Source organism: Bacillus sp. JJ864, assembly GCF_036963045.1.
In the GTDB taxonomy this organism is placed as follows: Bacteria; Bacillota; Bacilli; order Bacillales; family Bacillaceae_G; genus Bacillus_A; species Bacillus_A pseudomycoides_C.
The window spans coordinates 1-24,084 of record NZ_JBALLY010000169.1; the positions used below are offsets into that span (position 1 = coordinate 1).

The 24,084-nt window shown below is 37.1% G+C and carries 30 protein-coding genes; 7 read left to right on the forward strand and 23 right to left on the reverse strand.

Translation table 11 applies throughout. The features are described 5' to 3' along the window. Positions 1–95: 95 nt before the first annotated feature. The 7 genes from V7024_RS21360 to argC form a co-directional block, all read right to left on the reverse strand. Positions 96–254 carry a hypothetical protein gene (locus V7024_RS21360; protein ID WP_335523646.1) on the reverse strand — a complete coding sequence of 53 codons (159 nt, stop codon included), beginning with the start codon at positions 252–254 and terminating at the stop codon, positions 96–98. 54 nt (positions 255–308) lie between these two features. Continuing rightward, positions 309–866: a DUF2062 domain-containing protein gene (locus V7024_RS21365; protein ID WP_438824495.1), complete on the reverse strand. Its 558-nt coding sequence runs from the start codon at positions 864–866 to the stop codon at positions 309–311. 98 nt (positions 867–964) lie between these two features. Beyond that, positions 965–1,915, reverse strand: coding sequence for an ornithine carbamoyltransferase (gene argF / locus V7024_RS21370; protein ID WP_335523647.1), 951 nt, complete (start codon positions 1,913–1,915; stop codon positions 965–967). A 13-nt stretch (positions 1,916–1,928) separates the two neighbouring features. Continuing rightward, positions 1,929–3,122, reverse strand: coding sequence for an acetylornithine transaminase (locus tag V7024_RS21375; protein WP_438824496.1), 1,194 nt, complete (start codon positions 3,120–3,122; stop codon positions 1,929–1,931). Then, positions 3,083–3,847 (reverse strand): acetylglutamate kinase, encoded by a 765-nt coding sequence (gene argB / locus V7024_RS21380; RefSeq protein ID WP_335523651.1) that lies wholly within the window; start codon positions 3,845–3,847, stop codon positions 3,083–3,085. Before argB ends, V7024_RS21375 begins: the two co-directional genes overlap by 40 nt. 11 nt (positions 3,848–3,858) lie before the next feature. After that, complete coding sequence (argJ, locus tag V7024_RS21385; protein WP_335523655.1) at positions 3,859–5,082, reverse strand: bifunctional glutamate N-acetyltransferase/amino-acid acetyltransferase ArgJ; 1,224 nt, start codon at positions 5,080–5,082, stop codon at positions 3,859–3,861. Between the two features lie 12 nt (positions 5,083–5,094). Next, positions 5,095–6,132, reverse strand: a complete 1,038-nt coding sequence (gene argC, locus V7024_RS21390) for an N-acetyl-gamma-glutamyl-phosphate reductase (protein WP_335523658.1) — start codon at positions 6,130–6,132, stop codon at positions 5,095–5,097. Between the two features lie 234 nt (positions 6,133–6,366). Between argC and V7024_RS21395 the strand changes: the two genes are divergently transcribed. Further along, positions 6,367–6,552 carry a YqzH family protein gene (locus V7024_RS21395; protein WP_335523661.1) on the forward strand — a complete coding sequence of 62 codons (186 nt, stop codon included), beginning with the start codon at positions 6,367–6,369 and terminating at the stop codon, positions 6,550–6,552. Positions 6,553–6,794: 242 nt separating this feature from the next. Here V7024_RS21395 and V7024_RS21400 read toward each other — a convergent pair whose 3' ends face one another. Further along, positions 6,795–7,589 carry an SDR family oxidoreductase gene (locus V7024_RS21400; protein WP_335523664.1) on the reverse strand — a complete coding sequence of 265 codons (795 nt, stop codon included), beginning with the start codon at positions 7,587–7,589 and terminating at the stop codon, positions 6,795–6,797. Between the two features lie 9 nt (positions 7,590–7,598). After that, on the reverse strand, positions 7,599–8,549 hold the full coding sequence (locus V7024_RS21405; RefSeq protein ID WP_335523667.1) for an MBL fold metallo-hydrolase: 951 nt from the start codon (positions 8,547–8,549) through the stop codon (positions 7,599–7,601). Between the two features lie 175 nt (positions 8,550–8,724). Between V7024_RS21405 and proI the strand changes: the two genes are divergently transcribed. Then, a complete protein-coding gene (proI, locus tag V7024_RS21410; RefSeq protein WP_335523671.1) occupies positions 8,725–9,564 on the forward strand; it encodes a pyrroline-5-carboxylate reductase ProI in 840 nt (279 codons plus the stop codon). A 31-nt stretch (positions 9,565–9,595) separates the two neighbouring features. On the opposite strand, the gene sdaAA is transcribed toward proI, so the two are convergent. The 3 genes from sdaAA to rnz all read right to left on the reverse strand — a co-directional run bounded on the left by sdaAA (position 9,596) and on the right by rnz (position 12,443). Continuing rightward, on the reverse strand, positions 9,596–10,474 hold the full coding sequence (sdaAA, locus tag V7024_RS21415) for an L-serine ammonia-lyase, iron-sulfur-dependent, subunit alpha (protein WP_335523673.1): 879 nt from the start codon (positions 10,472–10,474) through the stop codon (positions 9,596–9,598). A 20-nt stretch (positions 10,475–10,494) separates the two neighbouring features. Then, a complete protein-coding gene (gene sdaAB, locus V7024_RS21420) occupies positions 10,495–11,154 on the reverse strand; it encodes an L-serine ammonia-lyase, iron-sulfur-dependent subunit beta (RefSeq protein ID WP_098914717.1) in 660 nt (219 codons plus the stop codon). A gap of 365 nt (positions 11,155–11,519) precedes the next feature. Beyond that, the gene (gene rnz, locus V7024_RS21425) at positions 11,520–12,443 is read right to left on the reverse strand and encodes a ribonuclease Z (protein WP_335523676.1); all 924 of its coding nucleotides are present in this window, start codon (positions 12,441–12,443) and stop codon (positions 11,520–11,522) included. A gap of 176 nt (positions 12,444–12,619) precedes the next feature. Between rnz and V7024_RS21430 the strand changes: the two genes are divergently transcribed. Together V7024_RS21430 and V7024_RS21435 are read left to right on the forward strand one after the other, a co-directional pair. Then, positions 12,620–12,868 (forward strand): DUF3932 family protein, encoded by a 249-nt coding sequence (locus V7024_RS21430; RefSeq protein ID WP_335523679.1) that lies wholly within the window; start codon positions 12,620–12,622, stop codon positions 12,866–12,868. 138 nt (positions 12,869–13,006) lie between these two features. Further along, a complete protein-coding gene (locus V7024_RS21435; protein ID WP_335523682.1) occupies positions 13,007–13,294 on the forward strand; it encodes a hypothetical protein in 288 nt (95 codons plus the stop codon). Between the two features lie 273 nt (positions 13,295–13,567). Here the strand turns inward: V7024_RS21435 and V7024_RS21440 are convergent, their stop codons facing one another. Continuing rightward, a complete protein-coding gene (locus tag V7024_RS21440) occupies positions 13,568–14,806 on the reverse strand; it encodes a DNA polymerase IV (RefSeq protein ID WP_335523686.1) in 1,239 nt (412 codons plus the stop codon). Positions 14,807–14,942: 136 nt separating this feature from the next. Between V7024_RS21440 and V7024_RS21445 the strand changes: the two genes are divergently transcribed. Beyond that, on the forward strand, positions 14,943–15,143 hold the full coding sequence (locus V7024_RS21445; RefSeq protein WP_335523688.1) for a hypothetical protein: 201 nt from the start codon (positions 14,943–14,945) through the stop codon (positions 15,141–15,143). A 25-nt stretch (positions 15,144–15,168) separates the two neighbouring features. Continuing rightward, a complete protein-coding gene (locus V7024_RS21450; RefSeq protein ID WP_335523692.1) occupies positions 15,169–16,089 on the forward strand; it encodes an MBL fold metallo-hydrolase in 921 nt (306 codons plus the stop codon). 253 nt (positions 16,090–16,342) lie between these two features. On the opposite strand, the gene V7024_RS21455 is transcribed toward V7024_RS21450, so the two are convergent. Next, entirely contained in the window at positions 16,343–17,461 is a 1,119-nt protein-coding gene (locus V7024_RS21455; RefSeq protein WP_335523693.1) for a tripeptidase T, read from the reverse strand. Between the two features lie 385 nt (positions 17,462–17,846). Between V7024_RS21455 and prli42 the strand changes: the two genes are divergently transcribed. Further along, positions 17,847–17,939 (forward strand): stressosome-associated protein Prli42, encoded by a 93-nt coding sequence (gene prli42 / locus V7024_RS21460; protein WP_090914459.1) that lies wholly within the window; start codon positions 17,847–17,849, stop codon positions 17,937–17,939. Positions 17,940–17,964: 25 nt separating this feature from the next. Here the strand turns inward: prli42 and V7024_RS21465 are convergent, their stop codons facing one another. The 9 genes from V7024_RS21465 to V7024_RS21505 all read right to left on the reverse strand — a co-directional run bounded on the left by V7024_RS21465 (position 17,965) and on the right by V7024_RS21505 (position 23,968). After that, complete coding sequence (locus V7024_RS21465) at positions 17,965–18,204, reverse strand: DUF3894 domain-containing protein (RefSeq protein ID WP_335523697.1); 240 nt, start codon at positions 18,202–18,204, stop codon at positions 17,965–17,967. A 93-nt stretch (positions 18,205–18,297) separates the two neighbouring features. Then, positions 18,298–18,885 (reverse strand): L,D-transpeptidase, encoded by a 588-nt coding sequence (locus V7024_RS21470; RefSeq protein WP_335523698.1) that lies wholly within the window; start codon positions 18,883–18,885, stop codon positions 18,298–18,300. A 17-nt stretch (positions 18,886–18,902) separates the two neighbouring features. Next, complete coding sequence (locus V7024_RS21475) at positions 18,903–19,871, reverse strand: aromatic acid exporter family protein (RefSeq protein WP_335523700.1); 969 nt, start codon at positions 19,869–19,871, stop codon at positions 18,903–18,905. A 103-nt stretch (positions 19,872–19,974) separates the two neighbouring features. Beyond that, a complete protein-coding gene (locus V7024_RS21480) occupies positions 19,975–20,697 on the reverse strand; it encodes an amino acid ABC transporter ATP-binding protein (RefSeq protein WP_335523704.1) in 723 nt (240 codons plus the stop codon). Continuing rightward, on the reverse strand, positions 20,690–21,349 hold the full coding sequence (locus V7024_RS21485) for an amino acid ABC transporter permease (protein WP_335523707.1): 660 nt from the start codon (positions 21,347–21,349) through the stop codon (positions 20,690–20,692). Before V7024_RS21485 ends, V7024_RS21480 begins: the two co-directional genes overlap by 8 nt. Positions 21,350–21,385: 36 nt before the next feature. Then, entirely contained in the window at positions 21,386–22,162 is a 777-nt protein-coding gene (locus V7024_RS21490; RefSeq protein ID WP_335523710.1) for a transporter substrate-binding domain-containing protein, read from the reverse strand. A gap of 234 nt (positions 22,163–22,396) precedes the next feature. Beyond that, positions 22,397–22,810 carry a BrxA/BrxB family bacilliredoxin gene (locus V7024_RS21495; RefSeq protein WP_335523718.1) on the reverse strand — a complete coding sequence of 138 codons (414 nt, stop codon included), beginning with the start codon at positions 22,808–22,810 and terminating at the stop codon, positions 22,397–22,399. 152 nt (positions 22,811–22,962) lie between these two features. Beyond that, positions 22,963–23,370: a YjdF family protein gene (locus V7024_RS21500; protein ID WP_335523713.1), complete on the reverse strand. Its 408-nt coding sequence runs from the start codon at positions 23,368–23,370 to the stop codon at positions 22,963–22,965. 136 nt (positions 23,371–23,506) lie between these two features. Continuing rightward, on the reverse strand, positions 23,507–23,968 hold the full coding sequence (locus tag V7024_RS21505) for an NUDIX hydrolase (RefSeq protein WP_335523715.1): 462 nt from the start codon (positions 23,966–23,968) through the stop codon (positions 23,507–23,509). Between the last annotated feature and the right edge of the window lie 116 nt (positions 23,969–24,084).

Below are 24,084 nucleotides of genomic sequence, written 5' to 3' on the forward strand. Positions count from 1 at the left end.
AAGAAGATAGGTGGGAGATAACTGCCCGTAAAAGCCCGATTGGTTCAACTAACCATCAGTGGGGGATGAAGCTCCCCGCTGATGGAAGTTTCACTTTATGTTTCATAATAGTTTCCATAATATACATTTGAATATGGCCAAGTAGTTAAATACGGTTTACTTTCTTGTAATGGTTGAACAGTCTGTCTTACGTAAGAAACAGGATAATAAACAATCTGCGGATAGTACCTAAGGTCATAATAAGAAAAAAACATCAACTTTCCTCCTTTTTAGAAGCATATTCAAAAAGGAAATTCGATGTGCATTCATTATAGTTGTGCAATTGGTCTTTTTATGTGTCTCTTTCTTTTCGTCAATCGTAATTTGCGGTTTTTCTCGTATAAATAGTACATAACAAAATAAGCAATTATACCGAGTCCAATTCCTAAAATCGTCATACCTATGATTACATATACTTCACTTTGTAACAGACTTCTTAAGATTGTTAACCCGTTACTTGAAAAAATGTCTCCTATTGTATAATGGTGAAGCGGTATTTTTTTTACCTGAAAAGGATAAATGAGTTTCCCTAGTGCATGCGCAAAAGGAATTAAAATAACAGGTAAAAATGTTATTTTCCCAATAATATTACCGATCACAGCTGCAGGAAATGAACCTTTCAGTAATCGAACAAGTGGATAAAAAATAAGATATACGAGCGAAGCCGTATGAATAACTAACATCTCCATTCCAAATCCAACAGCAAATCCTCGTGATACAATTTTCGCGCCTTCTGGTGCACGCAATAATTTATAATAATTTAACTTCATCCCTCGCCAAATACGCTGAAAGAATGAATATGTTTTCTTATTTACTCGCATCTGCATCATCTCTCTTATATTTTTCTGTTGCTTACTATTATAAAGTATATAAAGAGAAAATGCGAAATCTAGATAAGACATTTCGAACCGAAAACAACCTTCTATTATGAAGAAGGTTGTTCATCTTGTAGTAAACTGACTAATAATGCCTTTTGTACATGCAGGCGATTTTCCGCTTGTTGAAACACAATTGATTGTGGACCATCAATGATTTCTGAAGTGACTTCTTCTTCGCGATGAGCTGGTAGACAGTGTAAGAATCGATAAGTTGATTTTGCTTCTTGAACAAGTTGCTCATTCACTTGATACGGCTGAAACAATTTATATTTCTCTTTATTATCTTCTTTCCCCATACTCATCCAAACATCCGTATAAATAAAATCCGCTTCTTTGACAGCCTCTTTTGCGTTATATGTAATCTCAATTTTAGCTCCTGTTTCCTTCGCAATTTCAATTGCACGTTTCACAATTTCTTCATTCGATTCATATCCTAGAGGCGTTGCAACTGTAATGTTCATCCCTACTTTCGCACTCGCAAGGAGCAGTGAATGACAAACATTATTTCCATCACCAACGTAAGCTAGCTTACTATTTTTAAATGTCTTTACTTCTTCATAAATCGTCATTAAATCTGCCAATGCTTGACACGGATGATGATCATCTGTTAATCCATTAATAATGGGAATTGTCGCTTCCTTTGCTAATTCTTCTACTTCCGCATGTGAAAATGTTCGGATCATAATTCCATCTATATATTGTGATAGCACTTTTGCCGTATCTGCAATACTTTCTCCTCTTCCAAGTTGCAGTTCTTTGCCGTTTAAAAACATACCATACCCTCCAAGCTGAATCATTCCAGCTTCAAAAGATACACGTGTACGAGTAGAGTGTTTATCAAAGATTAATCCTAAAATTTTTCCATTTAAGAGTGGCAATGTTTTTTCTTTTTTTACGTACATCGCAAACTCAATAATTGCAATGATTTCTTCTTGTGATAATTCTTCTAATGTTAAAATATCCTTTGTTTGCAGTTTTGGTACAGAAACTGTTTGCATACAAATTCCTCCTCTATTTTAGCAGCGCTTGTTTACATACACGATTCATCATATGCACTGCTTCATCTATTTCTGCTTTCGTTACAATAAGCGGCGGTAATATACGCAGTACATTTGGTCCAGCTTGCAAAACGAGAAGGCCTTCTTTCTCTAACGCCGCTACCCTCGCACTGACTTCCCCGTTGCAAACAACTCCAATCATGAGCCCTTTCCCGCGAATATCAATAATCCACTCCTTATCCTGCAGATCTTCTTGTAATTTCCGTAAAAAATACGTTCCTTTTTCTTGTACTTCTTGCAAGAAAGAAGGCTGTGAAACAATTTGTAATACTTCTTTTGCAGCTGCCATCGCAATAAAATTCCCTCCAAACGTGGAGCCGTGTGTTCCTGGAGAGAAAACAGATCCTAACTCTTTTTTGCCAAGCATCGCTCCAACCGGAATACCATTTCCAAGCGCTTTTGCAACTGTGACAATATCAGGTGAAATACCCATTTGTTCATACGCAAATAACGTCCCAGTTCTTCCAATTCCGGTCTGCACTTCATCTACAATGAAAAGTGCACCGTTTACATGACACAATTTCTCAATTTCACGTAAAAATGGAACATCTGCTGGAAAAACACCGCCTTCTCCCTGTACAACTTCCACCATAACCGCTGCAATTTCTTCATTCATCGCTTCTTGAAACGCAGTAATATCATTAAAAGGAAGGTGTAGAAAACTTGGAAGAAGTGGTCCAAATCCATCATGAATTTTAGATTGTCCTGTTGCACTCATCGTTGCAAAAGTTCGTCCGTGAAATGATTGTTTACACGTAATTACAACGGATTTCTTTGTATACTTACGGGCTAACTTCAGCGCTGCTTCATTTGCTTCCGCTCCGCTATTACAAAAAAATGCATAGTGCAACTCACGATCCTTTGTTAATAACTTAGCAACTTCTTCTTGTATGGTATGAGGAAATAAATTGGAAATGTGCCATATCGTTTGTAATTGCTCTTCTACAGCATTTACCACCGTTGGATGACAATGCCCTAAATTACATACCGCAATGCCAGAAGTAAAATCTAAATATTGCTTTCCTTGTTTATCTGTAACCTTTGTGCCGCTTCCGTTCACAATTTCAATATTTCGTCTACTGTATGTTGGAAAAACATGCTGCCCCACTACCTCTCCCCCCCTTTTGTTACTGTTGTTCCAATCCACTCTCCTTTATCTGTCAAAAAATTTTGTGTACCATTTACAATTACAACATCCTTTACTCCTAGTTCCAATGACGTCAATGCAGCTTTCACTTTCGGAATCATTCCACCAGTAATCGTTCCCTTATCTATAAGCTCGAGAAGCTGCTGTTTATTTACTTTCTCAATGAGCTCCTCCTTATCTAGAACACCATCTACATCTGTAATAAAAATTAATTTTTCCGCATTAATGGCTGTCGCAATCGCCGCTGCTGCTGTATCTGCATTCACGTTATATAGCTGTCCATCCATTACTCCAACGGGTGCAACAACAGGAATAAATTGATTTGCTAACAAACACTGTAATAATGTTGTTTGAACAAATTTCACTTCACCGACAAAACCAAATTCTGCTTCTAGCGGAGCGACTTGCAATAACCTTCCATCACAGCCGGATAGTCCAATCGCTTCAAGTTTTTGTTCATTTAATTTTGAAACAAATGTCTTATTTGTACTGCCGCATAACACCATTTGTACAATCTTCATTACCTCTGCTGTTGTTACACGTAGTCCATCTTTCTTTTCAATCGGAATACTTAATTTCCTTAGCATCGCATCAATTTCAGGTCCACCACCATGAACAACAATCACATCATACATTTGTGCTATTTGTTTCATACATTGAAAAAATGTTTCGTCTAAACGAGCCAACATACTGCCGCCGCATTTTATTACAATACGTTCTCTCATCTCTTCTCTCCTTATGTGCGATAACAAGCATTAATTTTTATATATTCATAACTTAAGTCGCATCCCCATGCTCTTCCGCTTGACTTGCCCAAATGTAGATATACATCGATAACAAGCTCTGCTTGTTGTAACATTTGTTTCATTGCTTCCCCTGAAAAATATTGAGGTTCACTATCCTTCAATACCACAATCGATTGAATATAAATATCAACCATACTAGGTTCAATGACGATGCCACTTTGTCCAATTCCACTAATAATCCGCCCCCAGTTTGCATCCTCACCATACGCAGCTGCTTTCACAAGATTAGAACCAACAATTTGCTTTGCAATCATATTTGCCTCTTCTACAGTTCGCGAACCATGCACATTTACTTCAATTAACTTTGTCGCTCCCTCTCCATCTTTTGCAATTTGCTTCGCTAAATCTTCACATACCTTTCCAAGTGCAAGTAAAAACTTCTCCCATTCAGAATGTTCTTCGCATATTGCAGTTGTATTGGATAACCCACTAGCCATCACAAGTACCATATCATTTGTAGATGTATCTCCATCGACTGTAATTTGATTAAATGTATGATTTGTAATTTGAGATAAAGCTCTTTGTAATGTTTCACTTTCTATATTCACATCAGTCGTAATAAACCCGAGCATCGTTGCCATATTTGGATGAATCATCCCCGATCCTTTCGCAGCTCCGGCAATTGCAACCTCTTTCCCTTCAATTGAAAACTTGTAACATGATTGTTTCGCAACTAAATCTGTCGTCAAAATCGCTTCATAAAACGATGTCGCAATCTCTACTTCTGTTGAAGGTTGTAACGAAGAAATACCACTTCGTACTTTCTCCATTGGTAGAGGCTCTCCGATGACTCCTGTAGACGCTACGGCAACGTAATTCTCCTCTACATGAAACTGCTTAGCTGCTAATGCACGCATATCATATGCATCCTGCAGTCCTTTTGCACCTGTGCAAGAATTCGCATTTGCACTATTCACAACAATAGCCTGTAATTTTTGCTTAGCAGCAATACTTTCTTTCGTAACAATAAGAGGAGCTGCTTGAAAGTGATTTTGCGTATAAACAGCCCCGCAGCTCGCGGGTACTTCACATACGATTGCTCCCATATCTTTTTTCTCTTTTCTTAACCCTGCATGAATCCCAATCGCAGCAAACCCTTTTGGTGTTACAATTGAACCGTTTTCTATCTTCGTACATATTACTGTTTCAATCATGCTTTCTCCCCCTTACGGATACAACGGCATAAAGTGTAAATTCTCCGTCTCTTCCACCCCTGCTAATATATTTGCATTTTGCACAGCCTGCCCAGCTGCACCCTTCATTACATTATCAATGACTGCTACAATCGTAATTCGTCTCGTTCGTTTATCATAAGCCGTTCCGATGTCACAAAAGTTAGATCCCCTTACTTCTTTCGGACTTGGAAAAACTCCCTTTTCTCGTATTCTTACAAACGGTGAATGACAATAACTTTCCTCATAAACCTGCTGAAGCACAGCATCTGTTATCTCCTGCTTCGCCTTTGCATAGAGCGTGACCATAATCCCTCTCGTAATCGGAATCAGATGTGTACTAAACGTGATTGGTTTCATGTTCTCATCCCATTCTTGCAACATTTGCTCAATTTCCGGGATATGCTGATGTTCATTTACTTTATAAATGTATAAATTATCGTGAATTCCCGGGAAGTGCGTCATACTTGTCGGTGTCTTTCCTGCTCCAGAAACTCCTGATTTCGCATCAATAATAAGTGAATCCACTTCAATGATTCCGTTTTTTACTAATGGAGCTGCCGCAAGCAAAGTGGCAGTTGCATAACATCCTGGATTCGCAATTAAGTTTGCAGTTACGATTTCACTTTTTTTCCACTCCGTTAGTCCGTACACCGCTTGTTGTAATACGTCTTCTTTTGCAGCTGTTTTTTTATACCATTCTTCATAGATAAACGGCTTTCGAATTCGAAAATCTCCTGATAAATCAATAACTCTTACACCGGCCTCTAATAAACTCGGAGTCAAATTTGCTGACACCCCAGCCGGCGTTGCTAAAAACACAAGATCCGCTTCTTTCGCAATCTCCTCAACATCTACCTCTGCTAATGTATGAGAAACAAAAGTAGATAGATGAGGATATGGTATTGTCATAACTTCTCCAATTTGCGAAAAAGAATGTACCGATGTCACTGTAAAGCTTGGGTGATGTGTTAATAACCGCAAAAGCTCAAGTCCTCCGTATCCAGTCGCCCCAATAATTGCCGCTTTCATAATTCCTCCTCATTACCTTTTAGATTTAAATACGATTATAATATTGTATTTTTATAGAGTCAACTAAATATTTATAAATTTTACACTATCAAAAAACCTTATTTTAAAAGTTATTTTACTAATAAAACTTTAAGAGAAATGAATTTTTATACAAAAATCAACAATATAGAGATTTTCTTTTCTTATTCAAGTACAATTAAAACAATACATATGCACATATAGGTGAGAAAAATCATGAATGAAAAATTAATTAAAAAAATGATTACAAAAAGTTTTCAACAATATCAATGTACACCAACTTCACAAGAAGACTACGAAACGCTCATAGAACGTATTCAAAATATTGTTTCTAACAATGCGGAGATTGATTTATATGAGGCTGTAGAAGATGTCGTGTATGAGTATATTACGTTATCATAAAGAACGAGAAGGTTATATAAACCTATTTTCCTTTTTCAACAACCAAATCACCGCTACGCAAAACAAAACTTGACCCGCACTCGCTTCCTCCTTTTGTTTTAAACCTTGCACGTGGCAGAAATAGGACCTGACCGCTTCTACACACGGCCAGGCGCTCTCGACCATCTAAAAAAAGGGGGGGTTATGTCCTGTTTTCAATTTGTATTTATAAAAAAATAGGAGATTCTCTTTTTGAGAATCTCCTATTTTTTACTTAATGATTTCCCAGCTACACGCTCGAATAACCCTGGAAACAATGAAAAAATAATCGGCCCTAAATTCATCCACTTTGGTAAATTTACTTCACGCTTTTTCATTTCGATTGCTTTTACAATTTGCTGCGCTACATAGTTTGGTTTTAATATGTAACGTTCGACACTTTTTACGTATGTACCAGATTCATCAGCTATCGTGTGAAAGTTAGTATCAATTGGACCTGGATTAATTGCTGTTACAGTAATGTTTGTATTTGCAAGTTCCATACGCAAGCTATTTGTAAACCCTAATACCGCATGTTTCGTTGCTGCATATGCACTTGATTTCGGCGTTGCAATTTTTCCTGCTAGTGAAGCGATATTCACAATATGCCCGCTATTTCGTTCGATCATATAAGGCAAAACTGCTTTTGTACATGCTACTAAGCCGAATACATTTACATCAAACATATCCTTTACTTCTTGTACAGATGCATCGACAAACGTTTTAAACACACCAAAACCAGCATTATTGACTAATATATCAATGCTCCCTATATCTTGGAGCACTTGTGTAAAAACAAGTTCCACTTCTTCTTCATTACTTACATCCAAAACATAATAATGACAAGAAGTACGATATGTGGTTTCAATTTTTTGTTTGAGCTCTCGTAACTTTTCTTCTGTGCGAGCGATTAGTACAGGGATTGCACCCTGCCCCGCTACTTGCATCGCTAACTCTTCCCCAATTCCACTTGAAGCTCCTGTTATGACGATTACTTTATCTTGTAAACGCCTATTCATGGCTGTCACCTACTTTGCATAGTAAATCCATTTCTCTGATGACTTATCAATCATCACCTGTTGATTATATGCTAAAAAGTCTAATTGTCCAACTGTTTCAGAGATTGTAAGCGGTAACTGCTTTTCATATAGCACAGGAAATAGTTTGACGCATACTTCAAATGCTGTCATCGGCTGTTCCTTTAATAAATTTAATACTTTAAAAGCTCGCGCCTCTTGCTTTTGGAGACGCTCATTTACTAATTTTTTCACATCAGTAACATCTTCCCCATGCCCTGGTAACACACGTGAAATATTCATACTAGCTAAGCGCTTTAATGTTTCATTGTACTGCAACATCGGCTTCGCTCGTTCTGTTTCTCCTTCATATGGCGGTTCTAAAATTGGATTAGAGGAAATATGTCCAATTAAGGCATCACCGCCAATTAACAATCCATCCTTTTCACGATATAAAGAAATATGGGTAGAAGCGTGCCCTGGTGTTTCAATCACCGTAAATTCAGGCAACGAAGCAATGCGATCTCCTTCCCTTACAGTATGTGTAAGCGAACGTTTACAGGAGTAGATCATTGTTTTCGTTAACGATGCACTTTGTTTTAAAAATGTTTCTGGAACTCCAAATTGTCTAGATTCTTCTAAAAAGAATTGTTGATATCGCTTTAGAAATTGCGGATCTTGTGTAATCCACGGTTCATTCCACGGATGGCCCACAATATTTGTTTGATTAGAGAATATATCCAATAATCCACAATGATCTGCATGGTGGTGTGTCAGCACAACTGTTTCAATATCTTCTACCTTATATCCTAGTGCATTTAGTTGCTTCTCTAACGCTAGTCTCGCTTCTTCTGTATTCGTTCCTGTATCAATTAATGTAAGTGTTTCTCCCTCTACTAAAAAAACATTAACGATTTCTACCGCAAATGGAACAGGAATTTCCATTCGATGAATAACTGTCATACCTATACGCCCCCTCTGTTTCTCCGTTTCAAAAAATGAATCTCCCTTCAGTTTACATCTAACACAGAAATTTGTCATTATTTTCAGATAAAAAGAAGGGATTTTCTACGAAGAGCCGAATGTATGTAAATTTAAATAAGTTATTCTCATATGCATAGTAAAAGGGGGACACATCATGTCATTACAAAAAATCGCTTTTGTCGGTGCAGGCTCAATTGCCGAAGCTACAATTTCTGGATTATTACAAGCTCAAGTTGTAAAAGAAGAGCAAATTACTGTTGGTAATCGCTCCAATGAAAAAAGACTACAAGAATTACATCACCGTTACGGAGTGAATGGTACGCACGATAAAAAAGAGCTACTTGCTCATGCAAATATCATATTTTTAGCAATGAAACCAAAAGATGTTGTGGACGCTCTTACTCCATTACAAGATTACATTACAGAGGATCAATTAATCATTTCATTATTAGCTGGTGTATCTACGACATCCATTACTAATTTATTGCAAAAAAAGGTTCCTATTATCCGGGCCATGCCAAATACATCTTCAGCAATTTTAAAATCTGCTACTGCCATTTCTCCTTCTGTTCATGCAAAAGAAGAACATGTCATGCTCGCAAAAACGCTTTTTGAAACAATTGGTCTTGTTTCTGTTGTAGAAGAAAAACATATGCATGCTGTCACCGCTTTATCAGGAAGTGGGCCAGCTTATATTTATTATGTTGTCGAAGCAATGGAAAACGCAGCAAAGCAAATTGGCTTAGAGGAAACTGTAGCAAAATCACTGATTCTCCAAACAATGATTGGTGCTGCAGAAATGTTAAAAACAAATGAAAAGCACCCTTCTATATTAAGAAAAGAAATTACATCGCCAGGAGGAACGACAGAAGCTGGCATTGAGGTATTGAAAGGCTTTCAATTTCAAGAGGCGCTTATTCAATGTATTGTAGAAGCAACAAAACGTTCCCATGAGCTTGGTGAAACGTTAGATAAGTTTGTAAATGAAAAATAAAAAACCTTGCTGCGTAAGCAAGGTTTTTCTCTTATTCACTTTTTTTCCCAAAAATTTCTTCCTGTAAACGACGTCCTGTCGGCGTTGCAGCAAGACCACCTTCTGCCGTTTCACGAAGCGCACTTGGCATCGTTTGTCCGATGCGATACATTGCTTCAATAACTTCATCACATGGAATGATACTCGTTACACCAGCTAATGATAAATCAGCTGCAATCATCGCATTTGATGCACCAGCTGCGTTACGTTTTACACACGGTACTTCTACAAGTCCTGCAACAGGATCGCATACTAACCCAAGCATATTTTTAAGTGCAATACTCATCGCTGTTGCTGCCTGTTTTTGTGTACCTCCAGCCATTTCAACAGCAGCCGCTGCCGCCATTCCACTTGCTGAACCAACTTCCGCTTGGCACCCACCAGCTGCTCCGGCAATGCAAGCATTGTTCGCTACAACCATACCAAATGCACCAGCTGTAAATAGAAATTCAATCATTTCTTCACGCGTTGGGTTCAATTTTTCTTTTAGCGCAAATAACACACCTGGTACCGTCCCTGCAGAACCAGCCGTTGGCGTTGCACAAATAATACCCATCGCAGCGTTTACTTCATTTGTTGCGACAGCTTTACTTACCGCATCTAAAATTGTATCGCCTGATAAACCTCTGCCACTTTTCATATACGCTTGTACTTTCACTGCATCTCCACCAGTAAGTCCCGTCGGAGATTTCACACCTTGAATTCCTCGCTCAACTGCTTTTTCCATTACAACTAAGTTTTTTTCCATACCAGCGATTACTTCTTCACGAGAAAGGTTTCTTGTTTCCATTTCACATTGAATCATAATCTCTGCGATTTTTACATTTTTCTCTTCTGCTTGTGCAACTAGTTCCGCTACATTCCGAAACATGTTGTGTCCCCCCCCCGCTATTAGTCCATAATTGTTACTTGACAAATATTTTGCTGCGCTTTAATTTCACCGATAATTTCATCTGCTAACAACTCATCCGTTTCAATAACCATTAACGCTTTTCTTCCTTTTTCCTTACGTGAAACACTCATCATACTAATATTAATTTCGTGCTTCGCAAGAATAGATGTAACAGAAGCAATTGTTCCGAAACGGTCATTATTTACAATAAGAAGCGCTGGACTTGTACCTGTTAATTGCAAATCAAATCCATTGAGCTCCACAACTTCAATTTTCCCGCCGCCGATTGAACAAGCAACAACTTCAATTTCATCCTCACCTTTATACAAACGAAGTTTCGCTGTATTTGGATGGACTGCTTGCGCTTCTTCTTCAATAAATGTAACGTCAATTCCGCGCTCCTTTGCAATTTCAAGCGCTTGTGGAATACGGGGATCATCCGTTTCGAATCCTAATATTCCCCCAACAAGTGCTACATCGGTGCCATGACCTCGATATGTTTTCGCAAACGAACCGTATAACGAAATGATAATTTTCTCAGGTTCATGACGAAACAGCTGACGAGCAACTTGCCCCATTCTTGCTGCACCTGCTGTATGCGAACTAGATGGCCCAATCATAACTGGACCGATAATATCAAAAACTGAACGATATTTCATAACAGTACCCCCTAAATCTTCATTATGAAAAAAGTTACTTACTAATAATCTATTAAGTAAATGCTTTCTTTGTTTTTCTATTTGTACTAATAAATTTATAGAATTCATTCAACAAACTGACACACACCATCAGCTATCATAATATATAAGAGCTCTCTTGTCACTTTTTGATTTACTACATTTTTTTACAAAAACATACAAAGTATAAATTTACACTGTACAAATATAATGAATACGCTTTCATTATATCTCTTTTTTTGCAGAATTTAAATTTTTTAATATTTCAAATTAAGGACATTGTTTCCGTTTTATGAGAATTAAAAAAGAATGACAGATGTAAGCGATATCTCTGTCATTCTTTTTCCTTACCTTGATACAGGAAAACGTTTCAAATCCGCTGCAATTTCCGTATTTGGAAATACTTGTTTCGCTTCTTCGAGAAGTATTTTCCACTCTTCTCCTTGATAACGAGAACTAATGTGAGTTAAAATCATTTGTTTTACATTTGCTTGCAGCGCAATATTTGCTGCTTGTTCGGTTGTAGAATGATAATAATCATGAGCTTGCTGTGAATCTTCCGCACCGAACGTTGCTTCATGTACAAGTACATCAGCATCTTGTGCTAATTGAATACTCGCTTCGCAATAACGTGTATCTCCTAAAATTGTAATAATTCGGCCTTTTTGGGGTGGCCCAATAAAATCCTTCCCGCAAAGTACGCGTCCATCTTCAAGTTCTACTGTTTCCCCATCTTTTAATCGCTTAAAGAGTGGCCCTGGTTTAACCCCTGCATCAAATAACTTATCTACAAGAAGATGCCCTGGAATATCTTTTTCCACAATGCGATAGCCAAAACATTCAATACCGTGCGACAATCGCTTCGTTTCCACAAGAAATTGTTTATCTTCAAATACAGTACCTTCTTCAGTAATTTCAATAATCTCAAGTGGGTATTTCACATGTGTTGTACTCACTGCCAAGGCAACTTCAATAAACTGTTTAATCCCCTTTGGTCCATATACAGTTAACGGAGTTGTTCCTCCTTGAAAAGAGCGGCTTCCTAACAAACCAGGCAATCCAAAAATGTGATCACCATGTAAATGTGTAATAAATATTTTTTCAATGCGACGCGGACGCACTGATGTATGTAAAATTTGATGCTGCGTTGCCTCGCCGCAATCAAATAACCACGTTGCACCTCTCTCTTCCAATAATTGCAAAGCTATCGCTGATACGTTTCTTCCCTTTGCAGGAACACCAGCTCCTGTTCCTAAAAACACAAATTCCACGTTGCATCCTCCAAGCATTTCATAATCTCTATTGTTATCTTACGGAATATATACAAAAATGGCAAATCAACCTCGTACGAACTCCTCATATGGATGTTTATTTAAAACGAACGCTAACATCCATTCGTGTCTTGTAGTAAAATTAATATTATCATTTATAGAAGGTGGCTAAAACAATGAAAGAAGTTTTTCGTTTGCAAACTGACTTTTCTTCTTCTTTTGATCGTTGGGTAAGTTTATTTATTTCTGAAACACCTGCGGAATTGCACTGGTCGACATTAAAAGAGTTAATTCATGAATATATAGCATTGCATACAGTTCAAACCGTACCAGAATATATCCCTTCTTCCATCACATATTATGCACAACGCATTTCTACTCCAACCAATACAGACATTATAATTTACGAAAGTCCTTCTATATAAAACACAAAAAGGTATCGGAAAGAGCAATATAAATGATTAACATAAGTTGCCATCATAAATCCCTATAAATATCAACAATATAAACCATAGGGAATGGCGTTAATGATCTATCCCTAATTTGTTTACAAGGAGTCGAAAATGAATATTTTAAACTGGTTGACATCATTATTCAATTTTGGAAGAGGAACGCAGCGAGTGTTTCAATTGTTTGGTGCTAGACGGAATAATAGAAATTGGATTTGGATTTCTTTACTAGGTATAGGAACAATTTTTGGGGTAGCAGCAAGCCGAAAGTTCAATATGATGCGATCGTTCCAACTGTTATTCCGAGGCCTGCAAAATAGAACAATCCTGCCAACAAATTTAAATTTGGCGAATATGGAAATTGCTAATGAAATAACTCCCAATAAATCAAAAAAATACTAGTATATCTGATATTAGCCAAACACGGTTAAAAAATTTATTACGTTTCTTAAGAAGAACAATTATGCTAAAAACCTCGCAGAAAATACCACATGCGAGGTTTTTAGCATATAAATTTTTAATTTCTCAATATACAAGTCGCTACTATACAGAATATAACATGACCTGTACTTGCTTCCTCCCTTTGTTTCAAACCTCGTATGTGGCAGGAAAAGGCCCTGACCGCTTCTATGCATGGCCAGATGCTCTCATCCTCCCCTAAAAGGAAAGGGGCTTTCATGTGAATTTATTCTCTAATTTTTGTTGAAATGTTCTCTCCTGTTGCCTAAACACTTGACTACCGTGCTGAATAACCTTCGCCCCATATTTATTATTTAATTGCTCCATCACTGACAAAAGCGGTTCTGCCTTCGCATCTTCTTCAAATGAAAATAAGTCAAGCTGCTTAATCGCTTCTGTTTTCCATTCTAATTCACAAGCCGTAATTCCCAGTAATCTAACCGGATCACCATCCCAATGTTTTTTCCATAGCCGTGTTGTCGCCTGAAAAATATCGGCCCATTCCCAAATTGCATTGTCTAACATTTTACTGCGCGTAATCGTTCGGCGATTATAGTATTTAATCGTAATTTGAATATTATATGTCACAAGCGTACGTTTTTGTAATCTTCGGCTGACAGATTGAGACAAGCGTTCTAACGTACCTAACAACTCTTGCTCTTCATCTACATCTTTTGGCAACGTTATAGAATTTCCAATCGTTTTATACTGCCCCATTTGACTCGGATCCACATCTCTATTATCGATACCATTTGCACGTTTTTGCAAATCCAATCCATGATTTCCAATTACAGAACGAATAATAGAAGCTTTTCCAGTAGCTAAATCCCCAATCGTATGTATATGTACACCTGTTAATTTTTCTGCTGTTTTCTTTCCAATTCCATGCATTTTTTCAACTGGAAGCGGCCAAAGTAGCTCTTGTATATCACGTTTACGAAGTACTGTAATACCTAGCGGCTTTTTCATATCAGAGGCTGTTTTAGCTAGAAATAAGTTCGGTGCAATCCCAATACTGCACGGAAGCTGTAATTCTGTGAGTAATGTTTGTTGAATCATTTGAGCAATTTCTAGCGGCGAACCGAGCCCATAGCAATCTGTAATATCTAAATATCCTTCATCAATTGAGACAGGTTGAATTTTTTCTGTAAACCGTGCCAGAATTTGAAACAATGCAAAAGAAGCCTCCCGGTATAACTCAAAGTTTGGATGTTTTACAACGAGTTCTGGGCATAGCCGCTTTGCCTCCCAAACAGGCATTGTTGCACGAACTCCCCTCGCTCTTGCTTCATAACTACACGTTACAATAATGCCTTTTCGTTCTTTCGCATTACCAGCTATCGCTAATGGTTTTCCTTGCAAAGATGCATCATGGGCAATTTCAACAGATGCATAAAAACAATTCATATCAACATGCAAAATGACACGGCCATTTTTCGGATACATTTCACGCATCTTTCTCACCACCAAAGGAACGTTTGTTCTTTATTTTATCAAAAAACTTGTGGAAAAATCAATATTTGAAAGGATGGAATCGTTACTATATAGAAGTATGTCCACATACGAAATCTAAGGAGGCTAAAGAGAAGAAATGACTACACACCTAAAACTCCTTTATCTAATTTTACTAGTCATTTTCTTTTTGTTACTCATCTATTTCCTACTTCCAATCATGGGCGTCGATGCTCACGGGCTTCTTTCGTCTCTATTGTCATTTTCAACTCTGTACATTCTTCCATGGATTTTTCTGTACTGGTTTATCCGCCTTGTGAAGGCAATAGAATCAAAATAACGAACACTCTTAAGGAGAGAAGAAAATGAATGAAACATTTGATAGCAAACATTTTAGACTCGAAAAAATTCGTAACGGGATATATGCGGCAATTGCAAAAGAAGGTGGCGGTGCTGCAGCAAATGCTGGTTTTATTGATTTAGGGGATACAACTATTATTTTTGATACATGTAATACACAACAAGCTTCTCAGGATTTAAAATATGCAGCAGAAACGATAACAAATCAGCCCGTTACATGGGTAATAAACAGCCATTGGCATGGAGACCATATTCGAGGTAACCAAACGTTTCAGAATAGCACCATTATTTCAAGCGAAATGACATATGACGAAATGAAAACTACCCATCCATCAAGAATTAATAAACAAAAAAATGATATTGGTGGTCTAAGAAATTATATTCGCTCTTTACAGGACCAATTAACGCAAACTTATGATATGAACTTAGAACATCAAATCAATTTTTTAAGTGAGTTAGAAATCTCATTACCTACACTAGAGTTAGTACTACCACAACAAACATTTAAAGATGAAGTCATCTTCCGTGGAACGAAACGCAGTGCAAAACTTTTCACGTTAGGCGGCGGGCATTCCCTTTGCGATGCTATGCTTTATATTCCAGAAGATAAAGTGATATTCATGGGTGACTTGTTATTTGTTGATTGCCATCCTACATTTTTCGAAGAATCCAATCCACAAAGATGGAGCCATATTTTAAAAGAGGTTGAAAGTATGGATATTGATATAGCCATACCAGGTCATGGTTCGATAGGTACAAAGAGTAATTTCTTACAAGTAATCGATTATATACATAACTTAACTGCAATTGCACAAAAACACAACGAGATTGAAACGATTCCATTACCTAACAGCTACCAAAATTGGCCATCTCCGCAAATATTTCACCAAAATGTAAAAACACTAAAAGAACTATTGCATTGTTAAGCTATATAAATCCAAATAAAAAATCAACATACCCCTTCCTTTCTTTTAGGCGGACGAGAGCATCTGGCCATGCATAGAAGCGGTCAGGGCCTTTTTCTGCCACATGCAAGGTTTAAAACAAAAGGAGAAAGCAAGTAGCGATCATGTTGTATTCTGCATAACAGTGACTTATCTGTTGAAAAAATTAAAATGGATTTATTTAAAAACGCATGGGTCATTTCACCCATGCGTTTCAACTTGTCCGATTCTTTGATTACTTCGCTACTTCCTCAATAATCGCAACAACCATTTCTGCTGTTTTCACTAGTTCTTCAACAGGTATTTTTTCATTTGTTGTATGAATCTCTTCATAACCAACTGCTAAATTTACTGTTGGAATACCGTGACCCGCAATTACGTTTGCATCACTACCGCCACCGCTTTGGTGAAGAGATGGTGTACGGCCGATTCTTTCAGCAGCACGTTTCGCAACTTCTACAACGTGATCGCCATCAGCAAATTTAAATCCCGGGTACATTACTTTTACTTCTACTTCTGCTTCTCCGCCCATTTCTTTCGCTGTAGATTCAAATGCTTCTTTCATTTTGCGAACTTGCTCTTGCATTTTTTCGTCTACTAAAGAACGTGCTTCAGCAAAAATTTCTACATAGTCACAAACGATATTTGTTTGTGTACCACCTTCAAAACGACCGATATTCGCAGTTGTTTCAGAATCAATGCGACCAAGCGGCATTTTTGCAATAGATTTTGCTGCAATTGTAATTGCAGACACACCTTTTTCTGGTGCTACACCAGCGTGAGCTGTTTTGCCGCGAATAATTGCATTTACTTTCGCTTGTGTTGGTGCTGCAACAACGATTTCTCCAACTTTTCCATCGCTATCTAATGCATAACCATATTTCGCTGTAATGCGTTCACGATCTAATGCTTTTGCACCAACAAGACCTGATTCTTCACCAACTGTAATGATGAATTCTATTTTTCCGTGCGCAATGTTTTTCTCTTTTAACACGCGAATTGCTTCAAACATAGATGCAAGTCCAGCTTTATCATCAGCACCTAAAATTGTTGTACCATCAGATACGATATAACCATCTTGAATAGAAGGCTTAATTCCTTTACCAGGAACAACTGTATCCATATGAGAAGTAAAGTAGATTGTATCTACTCCTTCTTTTGTTGCTGGTAATGTACAAACTAAGTTACCAGCACCGTGACCAGTCTCACCCATTGTATCATCTTCAAATACTTCAACGCCTAAAGAAGAGAATTTTTCTGTTAACACTTTGCAAATCTCAGCTTCGTATTTTGTTTCAGAGTCTACTTGCACAAGTTCCATAAATTCATTCACTAAACGTTCTTGATTAATCATGAGAATACGCCTCCTGCGTTATGTATGTAACAATGTCTATTATAACAGAATTCTACAAAAGTTTCGAAGGAGAAGATATATAAAGTGAAATTTTAATTAGTTAAGGCTTCTCTTCACTAATTATACAATTCAAACTATACAGGCTAAGCTCCGTTGGGCGTGAGCATCTGGCCATGCATAGGAGCGGTTAGGCTTTTTTTTGCCACGTGCGAGGGTGAAAACGAAAGAAGGAAGCAAGTGCAGGTCATGATTACTACATAGCAACGACTTACATGTTGAAAAACCAAAACGGATGTATGTAGAAAATGTCTTATAATAGACCCTTGTACCAAATTTCGTTTGTATATACAATGAGATTGAGGAGATTCGCAAGGAGGATCTAAAGATGAGTAAAAAAATGCAAAAAATTATGGTTTATGTCATGTTAATTTCAATGCTTGTTACAACATTACTTACTGGCATAAGCATGTTTTGGTAAAAAAAGGGGAGATGTTATCTCCCTTTTATGTTCCCATAATAATAAGTCCTGCAATGATAAACGCTATTCCCATTCCAAGTGAAAGAACAAAGTTTGGATATTGCCGCTCATGATAAGCACTTAATGCAAAAGTAAAATTAAGAAGAGCGATAGAAAAGACAGCTAATGAAAATGGACATATATTAAAAGTTGCCAATATGAAAGTAATAAGTGCAAGAGCACCAATTAAGAACTGAATGTATGGTAGTCTATGATTCATATACATAACAGCAACTCCTTTTCACATAATCTTTATTTATACTGTGTTTACGAGTAGTACTAATTCTCCTAATGGAAATTTCATTTTTTGTTATCCTCATTAACGCATGTTATATGTACACATGTCAAGACAAGATATAATATAACAAAAAGCCAACATATACTGCTGGCTTTCTTCGTAAGCAATGGCACCCTTTTCTTTCGCAAGCTGCTCAAATGATTTTTTTGATTTCACAATCCATACTTTTGTTCCAATAGGAATACGATCGTACAAATACTCTACATCTTTTTTGTGCATTCGAATGCACCCTTGCGAAATGTACTTGCCAATGGAGCTTGGCTGATTTGTTCCGTGTATCCCATATTTACTACCATCTGTACCTCGGGCATTAAAACCTATCCATCTTGAACCGAGCGGATTTGCCGGTGAACCACCTGGAATATTCTTCGCAATATAATACGGATTTTTCGCCTTCATCACAACATCAAATGTACCTTCTGGCGTTAAATCATTCGTTTTACCTGTTGCAACTGGAAATGTATTTTGTATCTTTCCATCATAAATATATGCAAGTTGGTTCGTTTGTTTATTGACGATAATAAGCGGATCGCCAACACGCGGATTATCACCGAGCGGCCAAAGAGGCGATAGGGAAATACATAATATGAATGAAAGAAGATATGGCATACCTCATTCCGTCCTTCTTATATTAATTCTTTGATGTTATATTTCCCTATAAATCGACTTTTAATGAGTAAAAATTGCTCTATTTCATAGACGAGCTGAACGAGCTTAGCACGCGTTTCAAATTCTTCTCGTGTTTCTGGAAGCGGCATTTCTCGAAAGATTTCCCGCATCTCTTGAAGCTGTCTTAACGATATAACCCCTGTACTTTCTGGGCGAATGGCATTCCCGACATTTTCAATTACATCCGCCACCATACCCGCTTGTTCATATGACCAAGATAATGAAGCAACTAGCGGCATAACTCTTTCTAAAATTTCGAACTGTTGCTGGCGCATTTGAAAATAACGATAGTAATAATCATCTTCACGCATAAACTGATTTTCCAGCTTTATAAAAGATACTTCTTTTGCCTTCTCAAGTAATGTTTCCGTTTCAATTAGCTCTTTTCCATTCCACACACTTTCACGATTTCTTAAATATGCGGCCATTTCCAAAAGAATCGTCTTAAAATTAGATTCTACTTTTTGTCGATACGCTTTCAAGTCGCTTTCAACGCTTGGCATATACAAATTAATTAATAAAGCAACACTAATTCCAACCGTTAAAATCGCAATCTCATTTCCAACAATGGGCCATGTAATTTTTTGCAGTGAATATAAATGAAAAACAATAACAGAGCTTGTAACAATCCCCTCTTGAATCTTAAGCATAACCGCACTTGGAATAAACAGAAGTAATAAAACCCCAATTGCTAACGGTGTGTACCCTATTGATTCAAAAATAACAAATGCAAACAACATAGAAAGTAAACAAGCTAAAAAACGATGAATAGACACTTCTAATGATTTTCTTTTTGTATTTTGTACACATAAAATGACAAGAATGCCGGCTGAGCTATAAAACTCTAAATGAAGTAATTGAGCAATCCACACAGCCAAAGCTGTTCCAGCTGCTGTTTTCACTGTTCGATATCCAATTTTAAACATGTTAACGCTCCTATTATGTACGAACTACTTTCAACTTAAGTATAAAGAAAAGGATGACACAATGTCATCCTTTTTCCCTTAGTATTCACGTAACGTTTACATGTTACAACATTTTTTGCAAAAACTCTTGAGCACGTTTGCTTTCCGGCGCTGTAAAAAATTGCTCTGGCTTCGCATCTTCTACAAGTTTCCCTCCATCTAAAAAGAGAACACGGTCGGCTACTTCTTTTGCAAAACCCATTTCGTGCGTAACGATCGCCATTGTCATTCCTGTCGTTGCAAGAGATTTCATAACCTCTAATACTTCTTTCACCATCTCTGGATCTAGTGCCGAAGTCGGTTCATCAAATAGCATAACGTCCGGTTCCATTGCTAATGCTCTTGCAATTGCAACACGCTGTTTTTGTCCACCAGAAAGGCGATTTGGATAAGCATCCTTTTTCTCAAGTAATCCCACTTTTTCTAATAATTCTTCAGCTTTTTTTACCGCCTCTTCCTTCGCAGTACCTTTTACAGTAAGAGGAGCATACGTAATATTTTCTAACACTGTCATATGAGGAAATAAGTGGAAATGCTGAAACACCATTCCAACATGCTGACGAATTTCCATAATGTTTGTATTAGGATTCGTTACCTCCTGATCACCAATACAAATTTGTCCGCTCGTTGGTTCTTCTAGTAAATTCATGCAACGTAAAAATGTTGATTTCCCTGAACCGGACGGCCCAATAATTGCTACGACTTCGCCTTGTCCAATTGATGTTGTAATCCCTTTTAATACTTCGTTATTTCCAAATGATTTGTGAAGGTCATTTATTTTAATCACTTTTCTTCATTCTCCCTTCAACCGCTTTCCCAACGAATGTAAGAATAATAACAAGAATGTAATAAATCATACCGACAAATAATAGCGGTTCAAAATAAGACAATGTCTCGCCGCCAACAATATACGCACGGCGCATTAAATCTGTTGCACCGATTACAGTAACTACCGCGGACTCTTTCGTTAATGTAACAAATTCATTTACCAATGCAGGTAAAATATTTTTTAATGCTTGCGGTAAAATAATATTTCGCATCATTTTTCCATATGGAATACCAAGTGCCATTGCCGCTTCTGTTTGTCCTTTATCAACCGCTTGAATTCCAGCACGAATCACTTCTGACATGTATGCGCCTGAATTTAAGCTAAATGCTAACACAGCTGCTAAAAATGCTGAAATATCATATCCTGTAATTTGCGGAAGACCGTAATAAATAAGCATTAATTGTAGTACAAGCGGTGTACCGCGGAAAAGAGATGTATAAAAATCAGCAATTATACTTAAAACTTTTATTCTAGCAATTTTACAAAGCGCTAATAACGTCCCTAGCGCAAAACCAAGCAAAGAAGCGACAGCTACAATCTTTAATGTTACTTCTAAGCCTTTTAATATATATGGTATTGAAGGCGTTATTTGCGAAAAATCCAAGTTCATCCTAAGTCAGTCCTCCCTAGAAGATGGAAAGGCGGCTTATTTCTCGCCGCCAAACCATTTCTTCACTAATTTATCCATTTCTCCATTTTCTTTCATTTTCTTAATTACTTTATTAAACTCCGCTGTCTTATCACTATTTTTCGGAAGCGCAATTGCTGAACCAGCTTCATCTGCCGCTTCTGGAATTTCCACACTCTTTAACTCTTTATTTTTTTCTAAATATCCTTTTGCTACTGTATCTTCTAAAATAATTGCATCAAAACGTCCTGCTTGAATTTCTTGAATGAGTTCTGGTACACGGTCACGTCCTTCAGATTGGAACGATACTTGTTTTTGCAAATCTTTCGCCTTTTCTTCTTGGATAGATCCTGTTTGTACTCCTACTTTTTTTCCTTTTAGATCTTGCAATGTTTTAATATTTGAACCTTCTTTAGAAATGATTACATTTTTAGCGACAAAATAAATATCTGTAAAGTCAGCATTTTTCTTACGCTCTGCTGTCGGTGTCATTCCAGCCATGATAAAGTCAACTTTCCCAGCCTCTAATGAGGCTAACAGCCCACCAAAATCCATATCTTTAATTTTCACTTTATAACCTAATTCTTTACTAATATAATTCATAACGTCGATATCAAAACCAATAATGTCTTCACTCTTTTTTGCGTCGACATATTCATACGGTTTGTAATCTGCAGACGTTCCCATAACTAACACTTTCTTATTATCACTTCCTGCATTTCCACCCTTACTACAAGCTGTAAATATACTTACGATTAAAATAAGTGCAAGTGAAACTGATAAAAATTTCTTCATTACTTTCCCTCCTAGTTAATGTATATTTAATTATTTTATAGAATTTTTATTCGATGAATGTATTGTAGCAATAAATTTATTTTTATGCAATAAATAAAATAAAAATAAATTTATTTTTCTTTCCACAACGTAAATAAACCAATATACACTGCATAATTATATGCATAAACAGTTCATATTATACATAAAAAAGAACCGTTAAGATTACATTCTTAACGGTTCTAAAAACGTATATTACATTTCCTCACAATGTTCTTCAAAGTACGATTGCAATTTCGCTATAACTTGCATCGGCTCATGGCCTTCAATTTCATGACGCTCGACCATCGTTACAATCTTTCCATCTTTCAATAGTGCAAACGATGGAGAAGATGGTGGATATCCTTCAAAATATTCACGAGCACGTGCTGTTGCCTCTTTATCTTGACCTGCAAACACAGTAACAAGATGATCTGGACGTTTATCATAATGAATAGAATGAGCTGCAGCTGGACGAGCAATTCCCCCTGCACAGCCGCATACAGAGTTTATCATTACAAGTGTTGTACCTTTCTTTTGCAATGCTTCATCTACAGCTTCTGGTGTAGTTAATTCTATATAACCAGCTGCTACGATTTCTTCGCGCGCTTGACGAACAACGTCATTCATAAAAAAGTTGAAGTTAATCAAAGCTTTCCCTCCTCACATATCTCTAACTGTATCTTACCAATAACTATTTCTAAAATACAAGTAAACTTACTTGCTTTGTAGTCATGATTCACTAAAAAACGTCTTCGAGACCTCGCTCGAAGACGTTTTTCTTAATGACCACGATGCTTCTGTTTCGCTTTTTGCACTTTTAAGGCACGTTTTTTCCGCTTTTCTATTTCTCGCATTTCTTTCGATTGCACTTGCGTCTCTTTTTTATGCACTTCATACGATAACTGAATAGCTTCTTGTGCTTTCGTAAATTTTGAAGTTTTTAATTCCCTTGCTGCTTGCCGAATCATGCGTTTTACATTTTTCGGACGCTTTTGCTGTTTAACCTCTACTCCGCATTTCGCAAAGCGATTAAAATATGGTAACAACGTATCATTTACAAACAAAAACACTTCTTCATCAGACGGTTCAGCCCCAAAAATGTGCCGTACTGCATACAACTTCCCATTTTCTTCTCGTTCAATCATTCCTACAAAATACTGACCGTCATGATATACTGTCAATTTCACTGACAGTCCCTCCCTTACAAACATATTCAGAAATGCTGGACATCCCGGAGGGGAAGGTTATTGACATAAAAATTATGCGTCCGGACTACCAACCGGAACTGTGTTTTTGCATTTCTATCACCATTATATTACATTTTTACTTATTTTGTATCTTTTCTACATATACTTCAATCATTCTTTTATGCGATCCTACAATATACTCAGGTAATTCTGTAACCGGAAAAAACTTTAATTGTATCGCTTCCTCTTTGTTTACAGTAGGTTCTCCTTCATAATCATGCGTATAATAGGCAGTCGTTACTGTTTGAAACTCGTCGCCGTTTGCTAGTTTCACAAAATGTTTTGCACCTGAGAACACATTAATGAGCTGCAAATTCTTCACGCAAATGCCGGTCTCTTCATACACTTCACGGTATGCAGTTTCTTCCGGTGACTCAAGCAGCTCCATTAATCCACCAGGAAGTCCCCATTTTCCGTGCGGTTCTTGTCTTTGTTGTAATAATACTTCCCCATCTTTATTTAATACAAGAACAACTGAACCGACTAAAATTAAAGGGCGATGCCCAACTATTTTCCGTAATTCCTCCACATATCCCATTTCAACAAACCTTTCTTTTTATTTCCTTGTCCACACCATTGTATCATATGTATAAAATGGAAAAATGGTCATTTTTTGGTTCATCACCAAAAGACGGGGGTGACATATAGATAGAT

Bases quoted from the DNA above. Each gene is read 5' to 3' on its own strand.
- V7024_RS21360 (WP_335523646.1), bottom strand. From the start codon at position 254: ATGTTTTTTTCTTATTATGACCTTAGGTACTATCCGCAGATTGTTTAT.
- V7024_RS21365 (WP_438824495.1), bottom strand. From the start codon at position 866: ATGCAGATGCGAGTAAATAAGAAAACATATTCATTCTTTCAGCGTATT.
- argF (WP_335523647.1), bottom strand. From the start codon at position 1,915: ATGCAAACAGTTTCTGTACCAAAACTGCAAACAAAGGATATTTTAACA.
- argB (WP_335523651.1), bottom strand. From the start codon at position 3,847: ATGAGAGAACGTATTGTAATAAAATGCGGCGGCAGTATGTTGGCTCGT.
- argJ (WP_335523655.1), bottom strand. From the start codon at position 5,082: ATGATTGAAACAGTAATATGTACGAAGATAGAAAACGGTTCAATTGTA.
- argC (WP_335523658.1), bottom strand. From the start codon at position 6,132: ATGAAAGCGGCAATTATTGGGGCGACTGGATACGGAGGACTTGAGCTT.
- V7024_RS21395 (WP_335523661.1), top strand. From the start codon at position 6,367: ATGAATGAAAAATTAATTAAAAAAATGATTACAAAAAGTTTTCAACAA.
- V7024_RS21400 (WP_335523664.1), bottom strand. From the start codon at position 7,589: ATGAATAGGCGTTTACAAGATAAAGTAATCGTCATAACAGGAGCTTCA.
- V7024_RS21405 (WP_335523667.1), bottom strand. From the start codon at position 8,549: ATGACAGTTATTCATCGAATGGAAATTCCTGTTCCATTTGCGGTAGAA.
- proI (WP_335523671.1), top strand. From the start codon at position 8,725: ATGTCATTACAAAAAATCGCTTTTGTCGGTGCAGGCTCAATTGCCGAA.
- sdaAA (WP_335523673.1), bottom strand. From the start codon at position 10,474: ATGTTTCGGAATGTAGCGGAACTAGTTGCACAAGCAGAAGAGAAAAAT.
- sdaAB (WP_098914717.1), bottom strand. From the start codon at position 11,154: ATGAAATATCGTTCAGTTTTTGATATTATCGGTCCAGTTATGATTGGG.
- V7024_RS21430 (WP_335523679.1), top strand. From the start codon at position 12,620: ATGAAAGAAGTTTTTCGTTTGCAAACTGACTTTTCTTCTTCTTTTGAT.
- V7024_RS21435 (WP_335523682.1), top strand. From the start codon at position 13,007: ATGAATATTTTAAACTGGTTGACATCATTATTCAATTTTGGAAGAGGA.
- V7024_RS21440 (WP_335523686.1), bottom strand. From the start codon at position 14,806: ATGCGTGAAATGTATCCGAAAAATGGCCGTGTCATTTTGCATGTTGAT.
- V7024_RS21445 (WP_335523688.1), top strand. From the start codon at position 14,943: ATGACTACACACCTAAAACTCCTTTATCTAATTTTACTAGTCATTTTC.
- V7024_RS21450 (WP_335523692.1), top strand. From the start codon at position 15,169: ATGAATGAAACATTTGATAGCAAACATTTTAGACTCGAAAAAATTCGT.
- V7024_RS21455 (WP_335523693.1), bottom strand. From the start codon at position 17,461: ATGATTAATCAAGAACGTTTAGTGAATGAATTTATGGAACTTGTGCAA.
- prli42 (WP_090914459.1), top strand. From the start codon at position 17,847: ATGAGTAAAAAAATGCAAAAAATTATGGTTTATGTCATGTTAATTTCA.
- V7024_RS21465 (WP_335523697.1), bottom strand. From the start codon at position 18,204: ATGTATATGAATCATAGACTACCATACATTCAGTTCTTAATTGGTGCT.
- V7024_RS21470 (WP_335523698.1), bottom strand. From the start codon at position 18,885: ATGCCATATCTTCTTTCATTCATATTATGTATTTCCCTATCGCCTCTT.
- V7024_RS21475 (WP_335523700.1), bottom strand. From the start codon at position 19,871: ATGTTTAAAATTGGATATCGAACAGTGAAAACAGCAGCTGGAACAGCT.
- V7024_RS21485 (WP_335523707.1), bottom strand. From the start codon at position 21,349: ATGAACTTGGATTTTTCGCAAATAACGCCTTCAATACCATATATATTA.
- V7024_RS21490 (WP_335523710.1), bottom strand. From the start codon at position 22,162: ATGAAGAAATTTTTATCAGTTTCACTTGCACTTATTTTAATCGTAAGT.
- V7024_RS21495 (WP_335523718.1), bottom strand. From the start codon at position 22,810: ATGAATGACGTTGTTCGTCAAGCGCGCGAAGAAATCGTAGCAGCTGGT.
- V7024_RS21505 (WP_335523715.1), bottom strand. From the start codon at position 23,968: ATGGGATATGTGGAGGAATTACGGAAAATAGTTGGGCATCGCCCTTTA.